Origin of the sequence: Thermoleptolyngbya oregonensis NK1-22, from assembly GCF_032705245.1 — a bacterium.
In the GTDB taxonomy this organism is placed as follows: Bacteria; Cyanobacteriota; Cyanobacteriia; order Elainellales; family Elainellaceae; genus Thermoleptolyngbya; species Thermoleptolyngbya sichuanensis.
In genome coordinates, this window is record NZ_CP053540.1 from 3,484,621 (window position 1) to 3,509,948 (window position 25,328).

The window sequence follows — 25,328 nt, forward strand, 5'->3', positions numbered from 1 at the left end:
GCCAGGACACGCCATGAGTTCCATCCTCCACTCGTCGGATGATGCCTTTAGCACCGGCACTGCCACAGAAGATCGAGACGACCAGCCCCTTTCAGCCACTTCAGCTACAGATCTGTTTCTTCGCCATCGGCTGAAGCTGGTTGAAGAACTATGGGAGTCGGTGCTTCAGCAAGAGTGTGGCCAGCAGTTAGTTGACCTGTTGCAGCAACTGCGCTTAGTCTGCTCTCCAGAAGGGCAAGCGCCAGAAGAGGGAGAGGCGATCGCCCTGGCGGTGATCGAAAAGCTGGATCTCAACGATGCTATTCGGGCTGCTCGCGCCTTTGCGCTTTATTTCCAGTTGATCAACATCGTCGAACAGCACTACGAACAGCGCGGACAGCAGCAGCAATATCGCGCCTCCTACGATGTTGCCACCGCCTCCGAAGAAAGCCAGTCCGAGTCTGAGACCCAAACTGCCGGACTCAGTGCTGACATGCTAGAGCGCAGCTTGCGAGAAGAAACTGCCCTGCGCCGAGAAATGAGTACGTTCCGGGGGCTATTTCCCAAGCTAGCCAACCTCAACGTGCCGCCACGCCAGATCCAAAATCTGATCGACAACCTCGACATTCGCCTAGTTTTCACTGCCCACCCGACAGAAATCGTCCGCCACACCATCCGCGACAAGCAGCGCCGCATCGCCAAAATCCTGCGCCAGCTCGATACTGCCGAAGACAGTATGCGGATGCTGAGCTTGTCCTCATCCTGGGAAACGGAAACGCTGCGGGAACAACTGACCGAAGAAATTCGCCTATGGTGGCGCACCGACGAACTGCACCAGTTCAAGCCGACGGTGCTGGACGAGGTAGACTATGCGCTGCACTACTTCCAGGAAGTGCTGTTTGACGCGATCCCCCACCTCTACTACCGCTTCCGTGCGGCGCTGGAAGCGACTTTTCCAGGGCTACATCCGCCCCGCTATAACTTCTGCAAGTTTGGCTCTTGGGTGGGGTCTGACCGGGATGGCAACCCATCCGTTACCCCGGAAATCACCTGGAAAACTGCCTGCTATCAACGTAACCTAGTGCTGGCAAAATACATTCAGTCGGTGAAGCACCTGATCAACCTGCTGAGCCTGTCGCTGCACTGGAGCGATGTCTTGCCCGACCTGCTAGAGTCGCTGGAGCAAGACCAAGCGCAGATGCCCGAAGTCTACGAACAGCTTGCCATCCGCTATCGACAGGAACCCTATCGCCTGAAGCTGAGCTATATCCAGAAGCGGCTGGAAAATACCTGTGAGCGCAGCCGCAAGCTCTACAACGGCGACTATTTCAACGATGAGTCTCCGGACTATAACCCGGCGACGCTCTATCGCTCTGGTGATGACTTTCTGGCAGATTTGCAACTGATTCGCAGAAATCTGGAGGAAACGGGCCTGACCTGCCGAGATTTGGAGAATCTGATTTGTCAGGTGGAAATTTACGGCTTTAACCTGGCCCACCTGGATATCCGCCAGGAAAGCAGTCGCCACTCGGATGCGATCGCCGAAATCGCGGAATACCTGCAAATTCTGCCCAAGTCTTACCACGAGATGACGGAGGAAGAGCGATCGCACTGGCTGGCCACCGAGCTAAAAACCCGTCGCCCGCTAATCCCGTCGGAACTGCCTTTCTCCGAAAAAACCTGCGAAACCATCCAAACCTTCCGCATGGTTCGCAAGCTGCATCAGGAGTTTGGCCCTGCCATTTGCCAGACCTACGTCATCAGCATGAGCCACCACGCCAGCGACCTGCTGGAGGTGCTGCTGCTGGCCAAGGAGGCAGGCATCTACGACCCCGCCACGGGCAGCGGCGCAATCAACGTGGTGCCGCTGTTTGAAACGGTAGAAGACCTGCTCCGCGCCCCGTCGGTCATGAGAGAGCTATTTGAGCTGCCGCTCTATCGGGCGTATTTATCGGGCGGCTATGCCGAGCGCCAGCGAGAAGAGACGGGACAAAAGGTGGATATTGCAGGCTCCAGGAGTACGCTGCCGCAGAGGGCCTCGCTCCAGGAAATCATGCTGGGCTATTCCGACAGTAATAAAGACTCCGGCTTCCTCAGCAGCAATTGGGAAATCCACAAGGCCCAACAGTCGTTGCAGGCGATGGCCGAAACCTACGGCATCTCCCTCCGGATCTTCCACGGGCGCGGCGGTTCCGTGGGTCGCGGCGGCGGGCCGGCCTACGAAGCGATTCTGGCTCAGCCGGGTCGCAGCATCGACGGCCGCATCAAAATTACGGAGCAAGGCGAGGTGCTGGCCTCGAAATATAACCTGCCGGAACTGGCGCTGTATAACCTGGAAACCATCACGGCGGCGGTGGTGCAGGCGAGCCTGCTGCGAAACGGGTTTGACGATATCCAGCCGTGGCACGAAATTATGGAGGAACTGGCGACGCGATCGCGCTCCCACTACCGCTCCTTGATCTACGAACAGCCGGATTTTGTCGATTTCTTCCACCAGGTCACGCCGATTGAGGAAATCAGCCAGCTTCAAATTAGCTCCCGGCCTGCTCGGCGCGGCGGCAAAAAAGACCTGGGCAGCCTGCGGGCCATTCCCTGGGTGTTTAGCTGGACGCAGACGCGCTTCCTGCTGCCCTCCTGGTATGGCGTGGGCACGGCGATTAACGAATTCTTGCAAGAGGAGCCAGAGGAAAACCTGAAGCTGTTGCGCTACTTCTACTACAAGTGGCCCTTCTTTAAGATGGTGATTTCCAAATGCGAAATGACCCTTTCAAAGGTGGACTTGCAAATCGCCAGTCACTATGTCCAGCAGTTGTCGCAGCCCGAAGACCGGGAGCGGTTTGAGCGGCTGTTTGAGCAGATCCGCAACGAGTATCACCTGACCAAGGGGCTGGTGCTGGCGATCGCCGGCCATGAGCGCCTGCTCGATGGTGACCCCGACCTCCAGCGCTCGGTGCAACTCCGCAACAGCACAATCGTTCCCCTCGGCTTCCTGCAAGTCTCCCTGCTGAAGCGCTTGCGCCAGCACAAGACCAGCGCCGCCTCCGGCGTAATCCGTTCGCGCTATAGCCGAGGCGAACTGCTGCGCGGCGCACTGCTCACCATCAACGGCATCGCCGCCGGAATGCGAAACACAGGCTGAAAATATGTAATCTCTCGATGGTAATGTCTCGTGCGCGACGTACACGAGACATTACACGTAAGGGCAAATCACGTAAAGGCAAATATCATGGCGAGATCGCTGAGAGCGTGAATCGTTGGGCGGCGATGCTTCCCAACGATTTACGCAAGAGGTCTAACGGCGATCGCTACGGGCGATGGCTGCGGCGCAATTCTGTAATCTGATCCGCCCGATCCAGAATTGACTCAGGCATCTCTGGCCCCGTCAGGATTAAATCGACCTGGCGGGGTCGGTTTTTCAAAAGCTCCAGCACCTCAGATTCTGGAATCAGCCCAAACTTAATCGCCAGACTGAGTTCATCCAGCACCACCAGCGCATACTGGCCCGACCGCACCACGTCCTGGGTGTGCTGCCACAGTTCCTGCAATGCCTCCGCTTCGCCATCCTCAAGTTGGGGCGTATCGATGCAGCGGGGCAGGTCGCAGCGCAGCCAGTCGAGGTGCTGCCCCAGTCGCACTGGGTGTGCCTGCCCCTGCCCAATGCCGCCTTTGAGAAACTGCACTACTAGCACAGGCGTTCCCTGCCCCGCAATGCGGAGCGCCTGCGCCATCACGCTGGTAAAAAAGCTGCGGTGGGGACAGGTAAACACCTGCACCAATCCTTCCACCGTATGAGAGAGGGGGCGGGTGAAATCTGAAACCGAGGTCTCAACTTGAGAAACCATGAACACTGACCAATAGGGGAAGATGGGGGCGCAAAACGTGCGATCGCAGCGTGTTTATGCCAGCGTTTCAGGAGCGCTTCAGGAGCGCTTCAGTTGGGCGATCGCCCAATAAGGCATTAAGTTAAGGCATTGACCAAGGACGTTGTATGGCGCTACGTAACGCTACCTGGCGCTGCAAAAAAAACTGCCCAAAAACAGATACGCCCGCAGACCAATACGCTAGTATTAACGCAATTTGCCGACAAGATGCACCCAAACGAGCTTTATTAAGCAGTTGGCACAGAGGTTCACAAAACAAAATGTAGCGTGATCAACTGCACTTTGCCTCTATGAAACACTACATCTGCGATCGCGTCAAGCGTTATCTCCTAATCCTGCCTAAGCCCACTCCACTTGCATGGTCGGCATTAGGCGCTGTAGGTTTTTGAGCGATCGCCCCTGCCAGATCATTTCTTCGCTGCCCAGGATCACCAGCGAGATTTGAATTGTCCATTAGCTCACACGCCACGCCCAACTTTGGCGATACCTGCTTGGCTAATTGGACACACATCCCAAAACCTTGCTAGATGCCGCCGATCGGGTTCTTTATCCGGCTAAGCAATCTGGGCGAAACCAAGTGGCGATCGCCGAAGCATAGCGTCAAAATTGCCAGACACCGCTGTTTTTTGGGCAGCCTGCTTTTTGAGCAGCCTGCTTTTTGGGCAGCCTGCTTGAGCAATTAGGGGCGATCGCCCAGTTTCATCCGGGTCAGGGCTGCAAACGCCAGAAAAGTTCTGTACGGCAGTGAAAGGGGCCAAAACTTGGGGCTACAGAAATGGTTAGGACAAGCCTTCAGTCACACGCTTGTAAGACGAACAGCTTTTAACCAAACCTCGTAATCCCTGCCCAGATCCTTTACCCCCCGCCCCCTCGCGCTCTCCTCATGGCAGATTTTGACCTGCTGGCGCTGCTGAAAACAGGTGTCAGCATTTGGAACCAATGGTGTTTGACCCATCCCGAAGCGGGGCGGCTGGACTTGTCTGATGCGCGGTTGCCAGAGCTTGACCTAAGCCGGGTGCTGCTGCGGGGCTGCCTCTTGCAGCGAGCCGAACTCCGCCAGACCAACCTCAGCTTTGCCAACCTGAGCCAGGCCGATTTCAGCAATGCGATTCTGGAAAGCGCCAATCTTTATCGCGCCGACCTGTACCAGACCAACCTCACCGGAGCCAATCTGCAAGATGCCAATTTGCAGGAAGCCAGCCTGATCCGCTGTGTGCTTGTCCGGGCAGCGCTGGGGCTGGCAAACCTGCATTGCGCCAAGCTGACGGGAGCCATATTAGAACATGCGGATTTGCAAGGGGCAGATCTGACCCAGGCAACCCTGCGTCGAGCCAAGCTTCAGGGGGCCGACCTGCGCGGAGCCGACCTCAGTGGGGCCGACCTCAGCGAAGCCGACCTGCGAGATGCAAACCTAGCGCTGACCGACCTAAAAGGGACTCAACTGCAAGGGGCAAACCTGGAAAACGCCAGCTTGATAGGAGCCGACCTGAGCCGGGCCGTGCTGCACGATGCCAACTTGAGCGGGGCAAACCTGCGCCATGCCTATTTGCAGGACAGCAATCTGCAACGGGCGAGGCTCATCTGGGCAGACCTGCGAGAGGCGGAGCTGTGGCACGTTACGCTCGATCAGGTGAACCTGACGGCGGCCCAGCTCGATGGCGCAATGCTGAACGGCACGATCGCCCTGGAAAGCTACTCGCCGACGCAGCCCGGTGAGGAGTTGGAAGTGACGGCTAACCTGGAAACCACCGAAGACCTGATGCCGTTTGCCAGAAATCTGTGAGCAGCAGACGCTCGGCTGGCATTCTAAAATCGCAAATCGACCTAAAAGCCCGTGACCAGTCCGGCGATCGCCAGCACAGCCCCACCCACCAAACAATACTTCATCGCCAAGTCGCTGGCTTTGGCGTTGCGCTCGGCAGATTTCGTTAGTTCTTCGGCATTGCGGAGCGAGATGATGAACTGTTTCCCCGATTCGGTCGGGCGCTGCAAGGTCAGACCATTGCCCGCATCGCTCACCGTCGCCACCACCGTCACTCGCCGTTCCACGGGTACAATCACTTCCTGGTAGCGATAGCCCAGCGTGCGGCGGTTGCCTCCTAGCGGACTGAGCGCCCGCGAAAAGCCGCCAAAGGAAATAAAGTTGCCGGGCGATTCAGGCCGAAATTCATCCAGCACGGTTACCGTCTCAAACTCAGCCTGGTTGGGGTCAACGGCGATCGCCCCGGTGTCATCTTTCAGCATGAAGGGTGTCGATTGCTCGTGGCTGGCGACGGTTTCCGAGCCGCGTTCGGTGCTGCGCTCTTCGTTGCCGTCCTTGTCGCGGCGAACCACGGTTTCCTCATACTCGCGCCGCACGGTCATGTGGTAATGAACGCAGGGCTGCTGCGCCAGTTGGGAGGTGAGGGGGCGATCGCACTGCACCACGCCCGACAGCCGCACATACTCGCGCCAGTTGCCGCCGCCAATTTCCTGGGCAATCTCTGCCGACACTTTCTCCAGTTCGGCCACCGTCGCCGGCCGCGACACCTTGAGGCAAAAGGCCCGGCCGCTGTGGTGGCGTTTTACAAAAATCAGCACGACTCCCGCAATCAGCAAAATTGCGCCGACTGTTAGCAGCACCATAGCTCGACTCCAGACCTAGCGTTTAAGGGGACGTGTTTAGGATGCCCTGAACCCTGGTCAGAGTCTCGTCAACTCCAGACATCTATACACTTCCTCTCAAATTCGATGCCGCTACAGGATAAAACTCGCAACCTAATCTGCAAAATCAAACCGGGGATGAAACCGGGGATGCAGCAGCCGCTCTACGGGTTCGTCGTGCTGGAGATGCTGAGTGGCGATCGCCCCCACATCTTCCGGCTTTACCCGGCAATACCACACGTTGTCTGGCGTGACGCGCACCGTTGGCCCAGAGGCACACTGCCCCATACAGTCGCTAGCGCTGATCAGCACCCCCGGCAGATTTGCCTCCCGAAACGCCGCCAGCACCGCCGCCGACCCGCTCCGTTCGCAGGAGCGATATTGACAGACCGAAACGCAGCGTCGCTTTAGCGGGGTTGCTTGTTTGCCGGGTAATTCAGCTTGGGGGGATTCAGTTTGCGAGGTGGGCTGAGGAGTCTCAAACATGGGTTCCGCCATCAGTGCCGCGATGCGTAGAGATTTCTACTCACAGCTTATTCATTAATTTGCGGAGTTGCCACCTGCCAAGAACCTGTGCCCATGCCAATTGCTGTTGGCAAGATCGGCCAGGACTTACGTACTTGCGATAAGTTCTCCGCATTCTGGACGATTTTTCGCAGGCACAGCCCTCAAGAAATCGTCCAACTGCGTAAGTCCTATTGGTATATAGATTGGTAATAGACGTGAAAGACATTAGAGACATTAGCAATCGTGGGCTATTGACCCAAGTAGGCTTCTAGCACCAGCGGATTGTTTTGCACTTCTTCGGGGGTGCCCGATGCCAGGTTGCGTCCTTCTGCCATCACCCAGACGCGATCGCACAGCGACATCACCACGTCCATATTGTGTTCAATCACCAGGAAGGTGATGCCCTGACGGTTCCACGCTTGGATATGTTCACAAATCTGGTTGATCAGCGTCGGATTTACGCCTGCGGCGGGTTCATCTAGTAAAATCAGCCGGGGCTTGACCATCAGCGCCCGCCCCAACTCCAGCAGCTTGCGCTGGCCGCCCGATAGAGAACCCGCGTAGTCATGGGCTTTGTGCGCCAGTCCGATGGATTCCAGGATGTTCCAGGCATACTCGCGCTGCACTTCTTCTTCCTGGGCAATGCGGGGCGATCGCCACCACACATTCCAAAACTTTTCGCCCGTCTGCTCTTGGGCCGCCAGCAGCATGTTTTCCAGCACCGACAGCCGCGACAACACCCGCGCCACCTGAAACGTCCGCACCAGCCCCCGCTGCGCCACCTGATGCGGCTGTAGCTCGTGAATCGGCTCCTCAGCAAACCGCACTTCGCCGCTGTCTGGACGCAAAAACATCGACAGCAGATTAAACAGCGTCGTCTTGCCCGCCCCGTTCGGCCCAATCAGCCCGGTGATGCTGCCCTCTGGCACTTCGATCGAGGCCGAATCCACCGCTCGGATGCCGCCGAAGGTTTTAGTAAGTTGGGTAGCCGTCAGGAGAGCCATGAGGGGGGGGTGGAATGTTGGAGGGATAGGAGGGGGGGAGAGGGGAAAGAGAGAAGAACGAAGAGAGAAGAGAGAAGAACGAAGAGAGAAGAACGAAGAGGGAAGAGGTTTCGTTTTTCGTTTTTCGTTTTTCGTTCTTCGTTCTTCGTTCTTCTCTCTTCCCTCCCTACTTCCCAAGGGTTAGCTCATCTTTGTTGCCCAAAATGCCCTGCGGTCGCCACACCATGAGAACCATCAGCAGCAGACCGATGAGCATGATGCGGAATGCGCCCAGGCGGGCATCGTCGAGGGGAATTACATCGCGCAAAAAGAAGCGGGTGACGGTCTGGTAGCCCCAGAAGATGGCGGCTCCCAAAATCGTGCCTACATTGTTGCCCGCGCCGCCGAGGACAACGATCGTCCAGGCGTTGAAGGTGACGAGGGGCTGGAAGTTATCGGGATAGACGGTGGTGAGCTGCCAGGCGTAGAGGGACCCCGCAATGCCGGCCAAAAAGCCGCCGATCGCCAGGGATTGCAGCTTGTAGGCAAAGACGTTTTTGCCCAGGGCGCGGGCGACGGCTTCATCTTCTCGGATGGCTTTGAGGACGCGGCCCCAGGGCGATCGCACGAGTCGTTCTAATGCCCAAAAAATCACCGCCAGCAGCACCACCGAGATCAGCATCAGCCCTGCCTTGCTGGGATTGCGGTCGTAGTGATATAGCGCCGAGGCCGAGTAGCCATAGACCCAGAGTCCCAGCGCCGCGCAGACCAGCGCCGCCACCGTTCCCAAGCTATTAGACCAGGCAGGAATTCTGGCCTTGGCCAGCGCTCCCAGCCACACATAAAACCACACCAGCGCCACCATTGCCCCCAGCAGCAGCACCCCCAGCAGCCAGTAGGGAACCGTGCCCAGTTGCTTGAGCGTGCTGGAGGCATAGCCCAGCCCAATCACCAGCAGCGTCAGAGACAGCAGGTAGCCTAGCGACAGGGCCACGCCGTTGGTCAGATGTGCCGGAGGAATAGACTTTACGGTTTGCCGCAGCCAGCGCCAGAACCGCCAGTAGGCCAACCCGGCGATCGCCGTTAGCATTGCCACCATGAGCGATCGCCCCAGCCAGTTGGGGTTCCAAGTCGCCAGCGGCAGCGGAAAGCTTTGGAGTCCAAACGTACCGCGTGTCAGCCAGGCCTCGTTTTCGGCAATCAGGCGCACCATCTCGGCCACGCCGATGGTGACAATTGCCAGATAATCTTCCCGCAGGCGCAGCGTCGCCAAACCAATGCCCAGCCCCAACAGCGCCGCTAGCACTGCGCCGATCAGCGCCCCCAGCCACAGCGGCACCCCCCGCAAGCTGAGCAGCACCGTCGCATAGGCTCCAATGGTCATAAACGCGACCTGCCCAAAGTTAATTAGCCCCGTGAACCCCCATTGCAGATTCAGCCCCAGAGCAAAAATGGCAAAAATTGCCGCAAAGATGACCAGCGAGACAACAAACCCTTCCATGAGCAGTCGGGAATTAGCTTTCTTGAAGAATAGCAGGTCGGGGAAGAGGAGGGAGAGATGGAAAAAACGAAAAACGAAGAGCGAAAAATGAAACGTTTTTCCCTTTTCGTTCTTCCTTCTTCGTTCTTCCTTCCTTCACTCTCCCCCCGGCCGCCACAAATATTTCCGCAAATCCACCTTTCCTTCTGGGCTAAACTCGATGCCCTCGGCTTCTAAGAGCGATCGCTGCAAATAGTCTGTGCCGTAGCGCAGGGGAGATTCCGATACTTCGCCTTTGGCATTGATGACGCGATGCCAGGGAATGTCGGAATTTTGCATATCGACCCGATAGAGCGCATAGCCCACCAGCCGCGCCTTGCCGTAGAGTTGCGCTAGGTCAGCGATTTGTCCATAGGTGGCGACTTGCCCATAGGGAATCTGCCGCACGATGTCGTAGATCACCTGGTAGGTGTTCATTGGTTTCCGGGGTGAGCGCAGAAGTGAGGATGGCGGCTCAGGCGAGGTCGCGGTGGGTGAAGGGGCGGGCGTGTTTGCCGCTGTAGGTGTTGACGATATGCCCATTGCCCACCAACTGATACTTGTAGGTCACCAGCCCTTCTAGCCCCACGGGGCCGCGGGGCGGCATTTTCTGGGTGCTGATGCCGACTTCTGCGCCAAAGCCGTAACGGAAGCCGTCGGCAAAGCGGGTGGAGCAGTTGTGAAACACGCCCGCTGCATCTACTTGAGAGATAAACGTGGCGGCGGCTGCGTCGTCTTGCGTGGCGATCGCCTCGGTGTGGCGGGAGCCGTAGGTGTTGATGTGGGCGATCGCCGCTTCTAGCGAATCCACCACACGAATCGCCAGAACCAGATCGCTGTATTCCGTTGCCCAGTCTGCTTCCGTGGCAGGCTCGATAGCAGCGCCGACTAGGGCTTGTGTCCGGTCGTCGCCGCGCAGTTCTACGCCTGCGGACTGGAAGACCGGAACCATCGCAGGGAGAAACTTTGGCGCGATCGCCTCATGCACCAGCAGCGTCTCAATGGCATTGCAGGCGGAGGGATAGTTGGTTTTGGCATCAAGGGCGATCGCCACCGCCTGGGCCACGTCGGCCGCCCGATCGACGTATAGGTGGCAGATGCCGTCGGCATGGCCCAGCACCGGAATCCGCGTGTTCTCCTGCACAAACCGCACAAAGGCATTGGAACCCCGTGGAATGATCAGATCCACCTCTTGATCCAACCCCAGCAGCGCCACCGTTTCCTCCCGCGTCGTCAGCAGGCGCACCACCGCCGGGTCTAGGTTTACCGACCGCAAGCCCTGATGGATTGCCTGAGTCAGCGCCTCGCAAGAGCGCACTGCCTCGCGCCCGCCCTTGAGGATGACTCCGTTCCCCGACTTGATGGCCAGCGACGCAATTTGCACCAGCGCGTCGGGCCGCGACTCGAAAATCACGCCCAGCACGCCCAGCGGACAGGTGATCCGCTTTAGCACCAGTCCGGTGTCTAGTTCTCGATGAAGCTGCACCTGGCCCACCGGGTCGGCCAGCCGTGCCACATCGCGCACTCCGGCAATCACACCGCGCAGCTTGGTTTCATCCAGCTTGAGCCGCCCATAAAGCGGTTTTGCCAACCCCTCTTCCAGGGCCGCCGCACAGTCTGCCGCGTTGGCCGCCAGAATCTCTGGGGCGGCCGCTTCCAGGGCAAGGGCGATCGCCCCGACTGCCTGATTTCGCGCCTCGCCCGACAGCGCTGCTAGCCGCCGTGCCGCCGAACGGGTCTGCTGGGCCAGGGTTTTGAGGTCGGGGGTGGAGGTGAGCATGGGAGTAGAGGGTTGGAGTTTTGATTTTGGGTTTTTGGTTTTGGGTTTGGATTTTGGATTTTGGGAGGCTTGCCTGCGCTGTTACCTACCTTATTACCTACTTGTTACCCACTTGTTACCTACTATCCTCTCATTGGCATCAGCCGCTCCAGCGCTAGGTCAGAGGCGACTTGGGTGAGGCGGCCGAGGTCAGTGGGGTCGGGCAGGTGGGGAATCAGGCCGAGGATGGGAACCTGGGTGAGGGACTGGATCAGGTCGGCAGGGGCCCAGTCGTCAATCTCCTGCTGGGTGCAGGGCGCGATGCAGTTTAGCACAATGCCCTTGACATGGACGCGGGCCTGGCGGGCGAGGGCGACATTGGCGACCGCTTGCCCAATTGCCCCCAGCTTCACCGGAACCACCAGGACGGTAGGGATGCGCCAGTCCCAAGCGAGGTCGGCGACCGTGGTTTCGTGGGTGACAGGCGAACCGAGGCTGCCCAACGCCTCGACCAGCACCCAGTCTTTTTGTTTAGAAAGGGTTTCAAAGGTGTGCCACGCGCTGTCTAGGTTGATGTTGCGGCCTTCTTTTTCGGCGGCGATGGGCGGCGCTAGGGGCGAGTCAAAGTGGATGGGGTTGATCTCGCTGATGGACTGGTTGAGTGGGAAGAGGCGCTGATAGAGTTCGCGATCGCCCTTGCCAGACTGCACAGGTTTCATAATGCCGAGCGATCGCCCGCCGCTGTGGGCCTGCCAGTAGGCCGCCAGTGCCGAAATTAGCACTGTTTTTCCCGTATCTGAATCCGTCGCTGCAATCAAAAGCGCGCTCAAAACCAACTCCTAGTGACCATTTCCAAAAAGACACGTTCCAGTTGCTAACTCAAGCTAGCAAACGGGATAGGACTTACGCAGTTGGAGGATTTCTCGTGGGCGCAGCCTGCGAGAAATCCTCCAAAGCCCAGAGAACTGATCGCAAGTGCGTAAGTCCTGCTGGATAAAAAAACTGGGACAGAATTCTTCCCAGCGAAAACCTACATTATATCGCAGCGGTCAAGCCGTCCCCAGAACTAGTGTTGAGGATGCCCATACCTGCATAGGCTCCTACCTGTATGGGTTAAGCGCCTTCTAGAGGTTTTGGAGGTTTTGTCTGCAATGGCGGCACTTTGGGCGATTCGGGCGGTTCCCAGATTGGCGACGCGATGCCCGACAATTCCCGTATAGTGGGGACAGAATGACTGGCAGGAGAGCGTTATGTTTGGTTTGGGCTGGCCTGAGGTTGCCATTATTGCAGTCGTTGCGATTCTTATTTTTGGGCCCAAAAAGATCCCTGAACTGGGCGGGGCTTTGGGCAAGACGCTGCGGGGCTTCAAGGAAGGGATGAACGAAGTAGACGAAGAGGGCGATCGCGAACTGGAAGAATAGCCCCCAAAGTCCAGATTTGGCCGCTCAAAGTGGCATTACCTCAGAGGCAATCCGAGAACAGATTGAGCGATCGCCAGATGCACCGGATAGAGTTCATCCCACTTTTGTAACCCTCACCCTAAATCCTTCTCCCGCTTTGGGAGAGGAACTTTTGAAAAAAAGTCATAGAAACCGTAAAGCTGCTGAACCCTGCCGTAGCGTCAGGGGCGGTTCTGCTGGGAACGTTGCAAGCTCCGGCCCCGCGCTTAATCCAGACGGCCGACTTGAGTAGCGTCAGGGGCGGTTCTGCTGAGAATGCTGCAAGTGCTGTTGGCAGTGCGGCAGGTCAGTCCCGTTCGAGAAGCCATCATCGTGCAGTGGGGCAGTCTTGTGCTTATCGCGTCGAATAACTGATTTCGTGCTGATTTCGTGCTGATTACGATCAGCAATCACCCTTTGGGAACGTTGCCCTGATTTCGTACTAACTACGATCAGCAATCGCCCCTTGGGAACGTCGCCCATCTTTTCCAACAGACTTTTCCAACAGACTTTTCCAACAGGCTTTTCCAGCAGAAACCCTTATACATTGGGGAGCGAACGGGAACCTGCGATCGCCCAAATCCATCATATGTTCCGTCCTCTAGCGCTTCCGCTGGAAAAATCGAGGCTCTTCCAAGACATTACAGGCAATTAATCCTGCAATCGGGCAGTTTTTGAAATCATGCTGTCAGGGGATAGAGCAAACTGACCCACACGCGCTAAAACATGAGGCGGCGAGGTTAACTGCCTCCTTTGCCCGTTTCTCTGTTAGCTCTCTATTAGCTTTTACACTTCTTTATTTTTGGCGCTTCTTTACCTGACTTTCTGACTGATTTTTTTCTGATTTCCTACTCTCAAAGCGCACGTCCCTTCAGTCACTTTTCACCCAAACTTTCCTTTCAGTATGTCAACTCCCGGAAAACTCGATACCACCTTCAATGGCAACGGCCGCATCACCTTTGGGCTAGATGGCCTCGACCAGGCTCGCAAAGTGCTGGTTCAAGCCGATGGCAAAATTCTGGCGCTGGGCGACAGCAGTGGCAGCTTTTCGGCGGCCAGGCTGACGGCGGATGGTTCCTTAGACAATAGCTTTGCGGGCAACGGCAGAACCGTGCTGAACTTCAGCGGCACGCAGGTTTTGCGCGATGCAGTGCTGCAATCTGACGGCAAGCTCATCATGGTGGGCGACAGCGATGGCGATTTTGGCATTGTCCGCTTCAACCTCAACGGTTCGCTTGACAGTTCCTTTGCCGGAAATGGCCGCCAGTCTACCAATTTTGGAGCCACTGAAACGGTTCGTAAGGTGCTGCTGCAAAATGATGGTCGGATTTTGGTGATTGGCCAAAGCAGCAGTACCTTTAGCGGCAACAGTTTTGCAGTGGCCCGCTATCGCACAGACGGTTCTCGCGACACCAGTTTTGATAGCAATGGGCGCAATTCGACCAACTTGGGGGCTACGGCGCAGGTTAGCGACGGGCTGCTGCAAAATGACGGCAAGATTGTGGTTGCGGGCACCGACGGATCGGCGTTTGCGCTGGTGCGCTATCGCACGGATGGGTCGCTCGACCGAGACTTTGGCAGTCGGGGCATTGTGCGGACGCGCATTGGCAGCGGCACGACGTTTTCAATTGCCCAACGGGTGCTGCTGCAAAATGACGGCAAGCTGATCGCCGTGGGGACGAGTAGCGATGATTTTGCGATCGCCCGCTATAACTCCGACGGGTCCCTCGACCGCAGCTTTGGGCGATCGGGCGTGCGAATTACCGATTTTGGCGGCTTCTTTACCACCGTGGATGCGGTGACGGATGCGGTGCTGCTGTCAGATGGCAAGATTTTGGTGGCAGGGACGAGCGGCGGACGGGTCGCCCTGGCGCGATACAACCGAGACGGCAGCCTCGACTCTAGCTTTGACGGCAATGGGCGCGTCACGACCAGTTTGGGCAATAACAGCACGGCAAAGAAGGTGTTGGTGCAGCCCAATGGCAAGATTTTGGTGCTGGCGGTGAGCGATGGCAGGGCTGCTCTGCTGCGCTACAACAGCAACGGTTCTCTGGACAACAGCTTCGACGGCAACGGGCGCGTCACGACGGATCTCGATGCGGCGGACAACAATGCCGATATTGCGCTCCAGCCCGATGGCAATGTGGTGCTGGTGGGAACCAATGTGGGCTTCTTTGACCGAGATTTTTCGGTGCGCCGCTATGTGGGCGATCGCATCGACGTGAGCCTGGGCACGCCCATTGAACCCATCGACTTTAACAACGGGCCCGCTGGCATCACTCGCAACGGCACTGCCGCTAACGACCGGATTGCGGGCACTCCCGGCAACGATATCCTGCGCGGCAAGCGGGGCAATGATGTGGTAGACGGCAAACGGGGCAATGATCGCCTGTTTGGCGGCGAAGGCAATGACCTGCTGATTGGGCGCGATGGGCGAGATGAACTGGTGGGCGGCAACGGCGACGACACGTTGCGGGGCGGCAAGCGCGGCGATATCCTGATTGGCGGGCGCGGAGCCGATGTGCTGTCAGGTGGACAGGGCATCGATATGTTTGTCTATAACAACCTAAACGACGCAGGCGATATCATTACCGACTTTGAAGCGGTGGATCGCATTGACCTGCGTGGCATCTTCCGCAGCCCCACCTTTGCTGCGCCCAGCCCCACGGCTCAATACAACCAGTTCATCCGGCTGGTGCAAAATGGCGCGAATACGGAAGTGCAAATCGACCGCGACGGCAACGGCCTGCGGCTAGATTTCATAACGCTGGTGACGCTGCGAAACGTGTCGCTGGATGCAGTGCGACCTCGAAATTTCGTGATTGCCTAGCCGCCGTTCCTGCGGAGACATTGTTCCGTTCTGGGAATTTTGCGCTACGCTCTGAAGCGATCGCCCTTACACTCCGGCTTGTGGGGTGGGTGAGTTGGGCGATCGCTTCGTCATGTGGGTTTGCTGCTGGACTGTGGGTCATCCCAGAAGGGCGATCGCCCCTCAGGTCCATCCTGGTGCGAACCCAATCTGCGAACCGTCCATCGAGTAAAATTAGTACATAGGTACTTTACTCATTCCCCCAACGCCCTATGGTGCAATATACGCTCGCCCAAAGCCCCGACGTGATCCTCACCGTTCCCGGCAAGGATTCCGCCAAAGCCCGCGACAAAGCGATGGATCAGCTCATTGAGCTAATGGAATCCGGCAGCCTGCCCACGGATCTTTCCGATGGCTTTGGGCCCCATCAGTTTATCGAAGTCAAGGAGCCTGTGTTGACCAACACCGAAGATGAAGACGCAATCACTCAGGCCGTGCAGGTTCTCAGCAACCTGGCCACCCTAAAGCTGCGGGTGCAGGCCTCCCGGGACGAGGCGATGAAGATCCGTGCCCAAATCGACACCCTGTTCACCGACGAGGTTGTCAGCGAAGAAGAAATCGCCAGCCTCAAAGAGGGCTTTAAGGTGCTAAAAACCTACGCCCAGGCAAACCTGCGCTACCGGGAAGCCCGCGCCCAAGCAGAGCAGGCGAGGACGGTGCTAGATCGGGCGCTGAAATCGGAAGCAGAGAAGACGTAACTAACGGGCGATCGGGGGTAGATCTGCTACTCACTCTAGGGCGTGCTTTAAGGCCCTTTGATCCCCCCTAGCCCCCCTTAACAAGGGGGGAACTGGGCCAAACCGATCCGGAAGTCTCCCTTTTCAAGGGGGATTTAAGGGGATCGACTCAGGGCAATCAACAACCTAGAAAGTCTTAAGACAATGCCTAGCAACTTATTAAGCTGCTAGGCTGTTTCTGCAATTTGCAAAAACGGCAGCTATGCAAAAACGGCAGCCATCAAGCGTCTCTAGCCCCTCTCATCCTTTGCTTCCTCAATGGGGCGAGCCTCGATCTCCACGGCCTGTACATCAATCGTGCCCGGTGGCGTGAGGCGATAGAATGCGCCTTTTTCGACCCGCAGCGCCTCGCCGCAGTTGGGGCAGCGAAGTTGGGTGCCGTTGATGCCTGCGGAGCGAGTGTCGCAGACGGGGCAGGGCGCTTCCACTAGGTTGCGGCTGAGCCACCAGCGAAAAGCAAAAAAGGCAATCACAGGCGTTAGAATCAGCAGCCCAATCAGCACGATAAAAGACTTCACCAGCCAGCCCAGCCCCACCATGCCCAGCAGCCAGGCGATCGCCAGCAAGGTTATCCAAAACCCCAGTCCTGACAGGGTAAACCGCAACCCCCCATAGCCGTTTTGATTCATGGCTGTCTCCCTAAACAATCGGGATTTCTGCGAATCCACTCCTTCATTGTGATAATGCGGATCATACCAAGCCCAGATGGAAAGCTCGAATTTCCCAGGAGAGATTTCCGAATCCTGGGTTCGTTTCAGCCTGCGCGAAATCGTCCAACTGCGTAAGTCCTAGCATTGAAAAACCTGGCCTAAAAATCAACTTTTGAAACAGACCCAAGCGTGAATGCAGATTCCGCAAGTTGCTTGGGGTTATATAGAGACAGCAGCGTGCAATTGCAAATCAGCAAGTCGGCGATAAGCAAGTCGGCGATAAGCAAGTCAGCGATAAGCAAGTCGGCGATAATGAATCGCATTGTAGGGTGCTGTTAGGCTTAGCCGTAACGCATCATCTCGTAAGGCTTTGATGCGCTAACACATCTCACAAATAACGAACTGCGAAGAAATGCTGAGTGGCGTGGGTAGATGCTGTAAAGCCTATTGGAAAGGGCAGGCGATATGGGGCTAAAGCGCCAACTGAGGCAACTCACTGGTTTCCCTCTCCGGCGCAGAAGTCTTCTGGGTCTAGTGATTTTGCTCGTCGCCAGCTATCTGGGCAATCTGGCGCGATGGAACCTGTTTTTTAACATTGACCTGATTTTTGGCTCCATTGCCGTGTGGCTGGTGGTGGGGTTTTATGGGGTTCGGTGGGGCGTGTTGGCAGGGGCGTTGAGCGGTGTTTGTACCTACTTTCTGTGGGGACATTTCTACGCGGGCGTGGTTTTTACGCTGGAGGCGCTGTTTGTGGGCGTTTTGTTTTATGGCGATCGCCCCACAAACCGTCCAAACATCGTGCTGCTGGATGGACTCTTCTGGCTGCTGATCGGGGTTCCCCTGGGCTGGTTTTTCTATGCGGGCGTGTTGCAGGCCGACCCCTTCCAGGTGCAAATCATTTTGCTCAAGCAGCCTGTGAATGGCATCTTCAATGCGCTGGTTGCCAGCCTATTGATGACCTATTTGCCTATCCACCGCTGGCTAAATCGACCCAGCGCCATCAACTCCCTCGCTGTTCAGCAAACCTTGTTTAATCTGCTGGTGGCGTTTGTCTTTTTTCCGACGCTGCTGCTGATTGTGCTTGCCAGCCGCGATGTGGTGGACAACATTCGGGCCGAAGCCCAGGCCGATCTCAGTCGGGTATCGGGCTATGCCGTGGCAGCGCTGCGGTCGTGGCATCAGGAACATCTGCGGTCGGCGAACGAACTGGCGCTGCAAGTCGTGCAGTATCACAAGACGGATCTGGAGCATTTGCAGCACCATCTCGAATCGACCCAACGGCTGTTGCCCGATTTGCGCCAGGTGCAGGTGTGGAATCGGGAGGGGCGGCTGCTGGTTTCCAGCCACAACAGATCGCGATCGAGCAATCGGTCTGATGAAGCGTTTGATGAGACATTGGATGAGCCGTTTGGCAAAGCATTCGACGCGGCGATCGCCCCACTAAGCCCCTATGCAGCCCTGGCCCGACGTACACTCCAGCCGATTCTGTCGGATGTGGTGCCCGATTCGCCGCCCTATGTCATCTGGAATTTCCCCATTGTGCGGGATGGGCAGCTTGAAGGACTGATCACCAGTGAACTGACGCTCGATCGAGTCGAGTCCCTGCTGCTACAGAGCGCTGGCGACCAGGATTTGGATCTCACGCTCGTTGGGCGGCGGCAGGCGGTGGTGCTGAGTACGCGGGGCGATCGCCCGCCCGGTTCGCTGCTGCAACTGCCGGAGAATAGCAGCATTGAGCAACTGGATGAGCATTTCTACCAGCTATTTCCCGACAAACACCGGCCCATCATGGTGCGCTGGATCAACTCCTCCTTTGTGCAGGAAGTGCCTGTGGATACAGGCCTGCCCTGGATGCTGGAAGTCATGGCTTCTGCCCAGCCGGATATGCGAAATATCCAGAGCATCTACTCTCGAAATTTGGCGCTGCTGCTGGCGATCGCGCTGCTGGCGCTGCTGGTGTCGGCGCTGGTGAGCCAGCGGATGGTGCGCCCCCTGTCCCGACTTGCCCAGGTAACGACCAATCTACCCGACAAGCTGCTGGCTGGGCAGCCCATCGACTGGCCCGACAGCCAGATCACCGAACTCGCGTTTCTGGTCAAAAACTTTAGAACGATGGGCAAAACGCTGACCCAGCAGTTTGGCGCGATTCAGCAGGCGCTGAGCTACGAAGCATTGGTCAGGCGCATTACCGACAGCGTGCGCGACAGCCTGGACGAGTCGCAGATTTTGCAGACGGCGGTGCAGGCGCTGGGGCAAGAGCTAAACCTCCTCTGTTGCGATGCAGCGCTCTACAGTGCCGACCAGAAGTATTCGACAATTCAGTACGAATATACAACCACCCTGCCGTCGGCGCTGGGCACGAGCTTTGCCATTCCCAACGAGTTTTCTGAGGTTCATGGTTTGCTGCTGCGGGGAGAATCCTGCCAGTTTTGCGCCGCGCTGCCCCATCCAGTCCGCCCCACTGCCTGCATGATGACGGTGCTGGCCCATCCGATTTGGGACGATCAGGGCGTGTTGGGGGATCTATGGCTATTTAAGCCGCAGGGCGAATGCTTTGAGGAGCCAGAGGTGCGGCTGGTGCAGCAGGTGGCCAGCCAGTGTGCGATCGCCCTGCGGCAGGCGCGGCTATATGAAGCGGCCCAAATTCAGCTCAAGGCGCTGGAAGACTTGAACCTGCTCAAGGACGATTTTCTCAGCACCGTCTCTCACGAACTGCGAACCCCGATTACCAATATCAAAATGGCGATCAATATGCTGAAACTATCGCAGCAGAACGAGCGGCGCGAGCAATATCTGAAGATTTTAGAGGCGGAGTGCGAACGTGAGGCTAATTTAATCAACGACCTGCTCGATTTACAGCGCCTCGCCTCCGGGACGCAGGCCCTTGAGTTGGAACCCATCTCCCTCCGGGACTGGGTGCTGCACATTGTCGAGTCGTTTCAGGAGCGCATCCGCAACCGCCAGCAGACTTTGCAGATTGAAATTTCCGACAAGCTGCCCGTCATCACGTCTGACCCAACCTGCCTGGAGCGCATTTTGACAGAACTGCTCAACAATGCCTGCAAATACACACCGCCCGGTGAAAAAATTCGGGTGGCTGCTTGCGCTGTCGGCCCGTTTGACTGCGAAGCTGCTGTGATGACTGAAACGACGGCTGAAACGACGGCTGAAACGACGACTGAAACGACGACTGAAACGATAGCCAAAACGACCGGGGGCGATCGCCCGTTTGCCCTCAAGCCCTTCGCCGCTGCCCCAAATCTCGCCTCAGCGCAAAATTTCGCCTCTCTTTCCTCGCCCAATTCAGGCTTCTTTGTGCTGCGTGTCTGCAACTCTGGGGTGGAAATCCCCGCCGAGGCGCTAGACCATATTTTTGAGAAGTTCTATCGCGTCCCTGGCATCGACCGCTGGAAACAAGGGGGCACAGGGCTAGGGCTGGCCTTGGTGCAAAAAATGACGGAACATCTGGGTGGCAGCATTCAGGTCGCCAGTGCTGCCCGACAAACCTGTTTCACCGTCGCGCTGCCCGTTGCTCCGCCCCACCAGACAGCCCCCCAATCCACTGTATAGTCTTTCAGAGGTAAGGGAATTCTAGGAAAGATAGGCGATGGGGGGCCTTGTCCCCTTGTCTGGTGCTGGTATTTTGGAAAATACAGGACACTTACGCGGTGGGATGATTTCTTACGGGTCACGCCCGCAAGAAACCATCCAAAGTCTAGAAAACTGATCGCAAGTGCCTAAGTCTGGCGCTAAACCAAGTCAAAAATTTTCCGTCGCTTCATACGTTCGCAGCCCGTCGCCTATCCGCCCCTCATTTCTCTTGCTTTCCGTGCCACAACTATGCCAGTTCCCGACTTTGCTACGCTCGATGTGCTGCGTCAGTACAACATTTTAGACAGCACGCCTGAAGAGGGGTTTGATGGGCTGGCGCGGTTAGCAGCGCAGTTAGGAGGCGTGTCGGTGGGGGTGATCGCCTTTTTGCGAGGCGATAGTTCGGCGCTGGCAGGCGAAGACCGCTATTGGCTGAAGGCGCTGACGGGCTGGCCCGAAAGCACGCCCTGCCATCCGCTGGTGTGCCTGGACAGCACGCTGGCCGCCGAAGACGGTCTGCTGGTGATGGACTTGCAGCAGGATGAGCGGTTTGTATTTGAGCCGATCGCTGTAGGTACGCCTGCGGTACGGTTCTATGCTGGCGTGCCGCTGCTGAGTCCGGCAGGGGCGGCGCTGGGCGTGCTGGCGGTGATGGGCTGGGAGCCGGGAAATCCATCGGAAGGGCTGATGGACGGCTTGCGGCTGCTGGCGCGACAGGTGATTGCTCAACTTGAGCTACGACGGCGCACGGCGGCTCTGACAGAGGCGATCGCCCAGCACCACGCCGCCGAAACCGAGCAAAAGCTGCTGTTTTCCCTATCGGCCCATCTGGCCTGCGTGATGGGCGCAGATGGCTACCTCAAGCGGCTCAACCCCGCCTGGCGCAAGCTGCTGGGCTATACCGCAGCAGAACTCATGGCCAAGCCGTTCCTAGAATTTATCCATCCCGACGACTGGGAAATTACCCTCAACCACATTCAAAAAGTCGTCGCCAAAGGGAAGAAAGTCACCTTTCAAAACCGATGCCGCCACCGCAACGGCAGCTATCATCGGCTCCAGTGGCGCATCGGGCCGCTGCCAGACCGCCAGCTCTTGTGCGCCACTGCCAGCGAAGTTTCGGCAGACGCGCCGCTCGATCCCAAACCGCCGCAGTACGACTTGCTTTCTGACCTGGCCTTCGCGCTAAATCAGCACTCCATCGCCGCCATCACCGACCCCCAGGGCAAGATCCTCTACGCCAACGATAAATTCTGCGAAATCTCCTGGTATTCCCGCGAGGAGCTAATCGGGCAAGATCATCGGCTGATTAGCTCTGGCTATCACTCGCGGGAGTTTTTCCGGGATCTGTGGCAAACCATATCCTCTGGCAATGTGTGGCGCGGCGAAATTTGCAACCGGGCTAAGAACAATATCCTCTACTGGGTGGATACGACCATCGTGCCGATTCTCGATGAGACAGGCAAGCCTCAGCGTTACATCGCTCTGCGAACGGACATCACGGAGCGCAAAGAAGCAGAGCAGGAACTCAAAGCGCGATCGCACTTGGCGGAACTGGGCGCGGCTGTCGGCGTAACCCTATCCCAGGGCGGCACTGTTATTGACATCCTGAAGCGCTGCACAGCCCAACTAGTGCAATATCTCGACGCGCACTCGGCCTACGTGTGGACGCTCAACCCCGAAACGCGGCTGCTGGAGCTACAAGCCAGCGCAGGCGGTTACTCTTGCCCCAAGGAGTTTCAAAACCGCATTCCCATTGGCATTTCGGTGATTGGCTACGCCGCCCAAACGCGCCAGCCTTACCTTACCGACAACGTGCTAAACGATATGTGTATCGGCTCCAAAGACTGGCTGGAGCAGGAGCGCGTGGTTGGCTTTGCGGCTTACCCGCTGGTTACAGAGGATCGCTTAATCGGGGTCATGGCGCTGTTTAGCCATCTGCCCTTTGCCCAAACGGTGCATAAAACCCTGGGCTGGATTTCCAACAGTCTCGCTGTTGCTATCGACCGGACGCTGGCGCGAGAGGAGTTGCTGAGTCGGCGGGAGGCGCTGCTGTTTCGCCTGGCCAGCCAGATTCGCGCGTCGCTGGATCTGGAGGCAATCTTGGAAACAACGGTGAGTGAGGTGTGGTCGCTGCTCCAAGTGGATCGCTGCCAGTTTCTCTGGTGTCGCTCGACGCTGGAGGCAACGCGGCTGGAGATTACTCACGAAGCCCGCAATCCGGCGCTGCTCAGCCTGCTGGGCGACTATCCGCTGGGGCCGGGGCGGGTGCTGGGAGAAAAGGTGCTGAATCTGGAAATGGTGCGGATTGCCGACGGGCGACCCGGAGCGGTGGAACCGGGCTTGCTAGAGGTGCTGAACCGGGCTGATGCGGTGGCTCATCTGCTGATGCCCCTAGAGACGCGATCGCACAAGTTGGGGGCGATCGCCTGCTATCACAGTAGCCCCCGCGCCTGGACAGACAGCGAGGTGGAACTGCTGCAAGCCGTTGCCGACCAAGTGGCGATCGCCATCGACCAGGCAGAGCTATATGCCCGCAGCCGAGAAGCAGCGATCGCCGCCGAAGCCCAGGCCGCCCAGCTCAGCCAGACATTGCAGCACCTCCAGCAGACCCAAGCGCACCTGATCCAGTCCGAAAAAATGTCCAGCCTGGGGCAGATGGTGGCGGGCATTGCCCACGAAATCAACAATCCGGTGAATTTCATCAACGGCAATCTGGTTCACGCTAACAACTACACCAAAGATTTGCTGCACCTGTTGAATCTGTATCAAAATCACATTCCCGATCCGCCGGATGAGGTGGCCCAGGCGCTCCAGTCGATCGACCTGGACTTTATTGGCGACGATCTGCCCAAGCTGATGACCTCCATGAAAATTGGCGCAGACCGGATTCGCCAGATTGTGCTGTCGCTGCGAAACTTTTCTCGGCTCGACGAAGCAGAGAAAAAGCCTGTGGATATTCACGAAGGCATTGACAGCACGCTGTTGATCCTGCAAAATCGCCTGAAAAATCACGCCGAAGGAACGGGAATTGACGTTGAAAAAGAATATGGATCGCTGCCCAAAGTAGAATGCTATGCGGGTCAGTTAAACCAGGTGTTTATGAACATTCTGGCGAACGCAATCGACGCGCTAGAAGAGTGCCCCCCGCCGCGCCGGATTACCATCTCGACTGAGTTTGTGCCGCAGCCCGCGATCGCCCTAGCAGCGCCCGCCGAATCCGCACCCTCTCAGTCGCCGGAGCCAACTGGCTGCGTTGTCATTCGCATTGCCGACAACGGCCCGGGCATCTCTGCCGAAACGCGCGATCGCCTATTTGATCCGTTCTTTACCACCAAGCCCGTCGGCAAAGGCACAGGGCTGGGGCTGTCCATCAGCTACCAGATTGTCGTGCAGCGTCACGGCGGCAGTCTGGAATGCGAATCGGAAGTGGGCAAGGGTACAACGTTTATCATTCGCATTCCGCTGATCTGAGATTTTGGTAGGACTCACGCAGTTGGACGATTTCTCGCGGGCACAGCCCGCGAGAAATCGTCCAAAACCCAGCAAACTTATCGCAAGTGCGTAAGTCCGTACGAATTCCAATTACGAATCATACATTCGCGCTTCGGGTGCTTCGGGGTTCTCTTCGCAGTATTGCTCAAAGGCAGACTTGCCGCCTGTGATATCGCCGTAGGTTTGATTGGCTTTTTGGTGGGCGGCTTCGGCTCGCAGTTCTTCCACAATGTCCCACGCCGCAGCGCAGTCGGGCGAGTCGATGCCTTTGGCGGCGCAGACCTGTCGGGCATGGGCGATCGCCTCTTGCAGTTGGTTTTCCAGCAGCACGGCCTTGGGCTGTTCCACAAAGTCACCCTTGGTCAGGATGTCGTTCAGCGTAATCAGCCCCAGCAGCCCGCCCTGAATCACTGGAGCGCTGTGAATGCCCGTATTGGCAAATAGCCGCGCAACATATTCCACACCCAGATCAGGATTCACCACAATGCAGGGCTTGGTCATAATTTCAAACACGCGCACCCGCGCCGGGTCGAGGCCGTAGGCGACGACTTTGTACACCACGTCCGTTTCAGTCACAATGCCATAGGCATCCTGGCTGTGGCGCAGTTCCACAATCAGCGTCCGGGTCGCCTTTTCCTTCATCAGCTTAACGGCTTCATAGACCGTGGCTGAGCCGCGAATGGTCGCTACTTCTTTGGACATTACCTCAGACGCTTTCAGCATAATTCTTTCCTGATGAGAAACCCTGGAGAAACCTAAATGTTGCCAATTATTGCCAAATGCTACCAACGATTGCTTAATTACCCAAATCTCAGCCTGCAAGTTGAGCCAGCACTATCCTCACACAGTTTGCCTCTGACTGCTTAACCCAATTCCCAAAAGGCTCGAACCCTGCTTATCCAAAGAGCAGCTTCAAGGCAGCATTCAAGTGGCATTTTTTGTGGCATTTCTAAGCAGCACTTTCAGAAGGCGGAGGGAAACCCAATGACGATCGCCAATCCCGTCGTCAAACCGATTAGTTAGCTTGAACTGGCACCAGGGAGCATGGCAACCCTGAGAAATGCAACCTGGCAGGAGTTTGAAAGCATTTTGGAAGAACTCGGTGAGCAGCGAACCGCTCGCGTTGCCTTACTGTGGAGGAAACCTGGAGATTCTGGTTCCGCTACCAGAGCATGAACGGGCAAAGATTGTGAGTGCCGACCTAGTCAAGACAATCCTGCGATCTCACGTCTAGGACCCGGCTGAATGCTTACGTTGCAATCAAAGTGCCTGAAATCTG

At 57.2% G+C, this 25,328-nt stretch carries 18 protein-coding genes; 8 read left to right on the top strand and 10 right to left on the bottom strand.

Annotated elements, in window-relative coordinates; genetic code table 11:
• The first annotated feature begins 13 nt into the window (after positions 1-13).
• Entirely contained in the window at positions 14-3,118 is a 3,105-nt protein-coding gene (gene ppc, locus HNI00_RS14790; protein ID WP_316787377.1) for a phosphoenolpyruvate carboxylase, read from the top strand.
• A 166-nt stretch (positions 3,119-3,284) separates the two neighbouring features.
• Here the strand turns inward: ppc and HNI00_RS14795 are convergent, their stop codons facing one another.
• Positions 3,285-3,821 carry a P-loop NTPase family protein gene (locus tag HNI00_RS14795; protein ID WP_172355527.1) on the bottom strand — a complete coding sequence of 179 codons (537 nt, stop codon included), beginning with the start codon at positions 3,819-3,821 and terminating at the stop codon, positions 3,285-3,287.
• 566 nt (positions 3,822-4,387) lie between these two features.
• Between HNI00_RS14795 and HNI00_RS14800 the strand changes: the two genes are divergently transcribed.
• Both HNI00_RS14800 and HNI00_RS14805 read left to right on the top strand, forming a co-directional pair.
• Positions 4,388-4,543: a hypothetical protein gene (locus HNI00_RS14800; protein WP_316787378.1), complete on the top strand. Its 156-nt coding sequence runs from the start codon at positions 4,388-4,390 to the stop codon at positions 4,541-4,543.
• A 200-nt stretch (positions 4,544-4,743) separates the two neighbouring features.
• A complete protein-coding gene (locus tag HNI00_RS14805; protein WP_316787379.1) occupies positions 4,744-5,643 on the top strand; it encodes a pentapeptide repeat-containing protein in 900 nt (299 codons plus the stop codon).
• A 41-nt stretch (positions 5,644-5,684) separates the two neighbouring features.
• Here HNI00_RS14805 and HNI00_RS14810 read toward each other — a convergent pair whose 3' ends face one another.
• The 7 genes from HNI00_RS14810 to bioD form a co-directional block, all read right to left on the bottom strand.
• Positions 5,685-6,485 (bottom strand): E3 ubiquitin ligase family protein, encoded by an 801-nt coding sequence (locus HNI00_RS14810; protein ID WP_316787380.1) that lies wholly within the window; start codon positions 6,483-6,485, stop codon positions 5,685-5,687.
• Positions 6,486-6,617: 132 nt separating this feature from the next.
• On the bottom strand, positions 6,618-6,989 hold the full coding sequence (locus tag HNI00_RS14815) for a (2Fe-2S) ferredoxin domain-containing protein (protein ID WP_316787381.1): 372 nt from the start codon (positions 6,987-6,989) through the stop codon (positions 6,618-6,620).
• A 269-nt stretch (positions 6,990-7,258) separates the two neighbouring features.
• Positions 7,259-8,014: an ABC transporter ATP-binding protein gene (locus HNI00_RS14820; RefSeq protein ID WP_316787382.1), complete on the bottom strand. Its 756-nt coding sequence runs from the start codon at positions 8,012-8,014 to the stop codon at positions 7,259-7,261.
• 166 nt (positions 8,015-8,180) lie between these two features.
• A complete protein-coding gene (locus tag HNI00_RS14825; RefSeq protein ID WP_316787383.1) occupies positions 8,181-9,494 on the bottom strand; it encodes a branched-chain amino acid ABC transporter permease in 1,314 nt (437 codons plus the stop codon).
• Positions 9,495-9,629: 135 nt separating this feature from the next.
• On the bottom strand, positions 9,630-9,950 hold the full coding sequence (locus tag HNI00_RS14830; protein WP_172355515.1) for an MGMT family protein: 321 nt from the start codon (positions 9,948-9,950) through the stop codon (positions 9,630-9,632).
• Between the two features lie 37 nt (positions 9,951-9,987).
• Positions 9,988-11,292, bottom strand: a complete 1,305-nt coding sequence (locus HNI00_RS14835; protein WP_420156213.1) for a glutamate-5-semialdehyde dehydrogenase — start codon at positions 11,290-11,292, stop codon at positions 9,988-9,990.
• A 122-nt stretch (positions 11,293-11,414) separates the two neighbouring features.
• Positions 11,415-12,101: a dethiobiotin synthase gene (bioD, locus tag HNI00_RS14840; RefSeq protein ID WP_297076631.1), complete on the bottom strand. Its 687-nt coding sequence runs from the start codon at positions 12,099-12,101 to the stop codon at positions 11,415-11,417.
• Positions 12,102-12,521: 420 nt separating this feature from the next.
• Here bioD and tatA point away from each other — a divergent pair, with 420 nt between their 5' ends.
• The 3 genes from tatA to HNI00_RS14855 all read left to right on the top strand — a co-directional run bounded on the left by tatA (position 12,522) and on the right by HNI00_RS14855 (position 16,277).
• The gene (gene tatA, locus HNI00_RS14845) at positions 12,522-12,692 is read left to right on the top strand and encodes a twin-arginine translocase TatA/TatE family subunit (protein ID WP_297076634.1); all 171 of its coding nucleotides are present in this window, start codon (positions 12,522-12,524) and stop codon (positions 12,690-12,692) included.
• 922 nt (positions 12,693-13,614) lie between these two features.
• Positions 13,615-15,540 carry a type I secretion C-terminal target domain-containing protein gene (locus tag HNI00_RS14850; protein ID WP_316787384.1) on the top strand — a complete coding sequence of 642 codons (1,926 nt, stop codon included), beginning with the start codon at positions 13,615-13,617 and terminating at the stop codon, positions 15,538-15,540.
• Between the two features lie 251 nt (positions 15,541-15,791).
• On the top strand, positions 15,792-16,277 hold the full coding sequence (locus HNI00_RS14855) for a hypothetical protein (protein ID WP_316787385.1): 486 nt from the start codon (positions 15,792-15,794) through the stop codon (positions 16,275-16,277).
• A 269-nt stretch (positions 16,278-16,546) separates the two neighbouring features.
• Here HNI00_RS14855 and HNI00_RS14860 read toward each other — a convergent pair whose 3' ends face one another.
• Positions 16,547-16,945, bottom strand: a complete 399-nt coding sequence (locus tag HNI00_RS14860) for a hypothetical protein (protein WP_297076639.1) — start codon at positions 16,943-16,945, stop codon at positions 16,547-16,549.
• 555 nt (positions 16,946-17,500) lie between these two features.
• Here HNI00_RS14860 and HNI00_RS14865 point away from each other — a divergent pair.
• Both HNI00_RS14865 and HNI00_RS14870 read left to right on the top strand, forming a co-directional pair.
• Complete coding sequence (locus HNI00_RS14865) at positions 17,501-20,536, top strand: ATP-binding protein (protein WP_316787386.1); 3,036 nt, start codon at positions 17,501-17,503, stop codon at positions 20,534-20,536.
• A gap of 270 nt (positions 20,537-20,806) precedes the next feature.
• On the top strand, positions 20,807-24,028 hold the full coding sequence (locus HNI00_RS14870) for a GAF domain-containing protein (protein WP_316787387.1): 3,222 nt from the start codon (positions 20,807-20,809) through the stop codon (positions 24,026-24,028).
• A gap of 111 nt (positions 24,029-24,139) precedes the next feature.
• Here HNI00_RS14870 and HNI00_RS14875 read toward each other — a convergent pair whose 3' ends face one another.
• Positions 24,140-24,772 carry a CP12 domain-containing protein gene (locus tag HNI00_RS14875; RefSeq protein WP_316787388.1) on the bottom strand — a complete coding sequence of 211 codons (633 nt, stop codon included), beginning with the start codon at positions 24,770-24,772 and terminating at the stop codon, positions 24,140-24,142.
• Positions 24,773-25,328 lie beyond the last annotated feature (556 nt).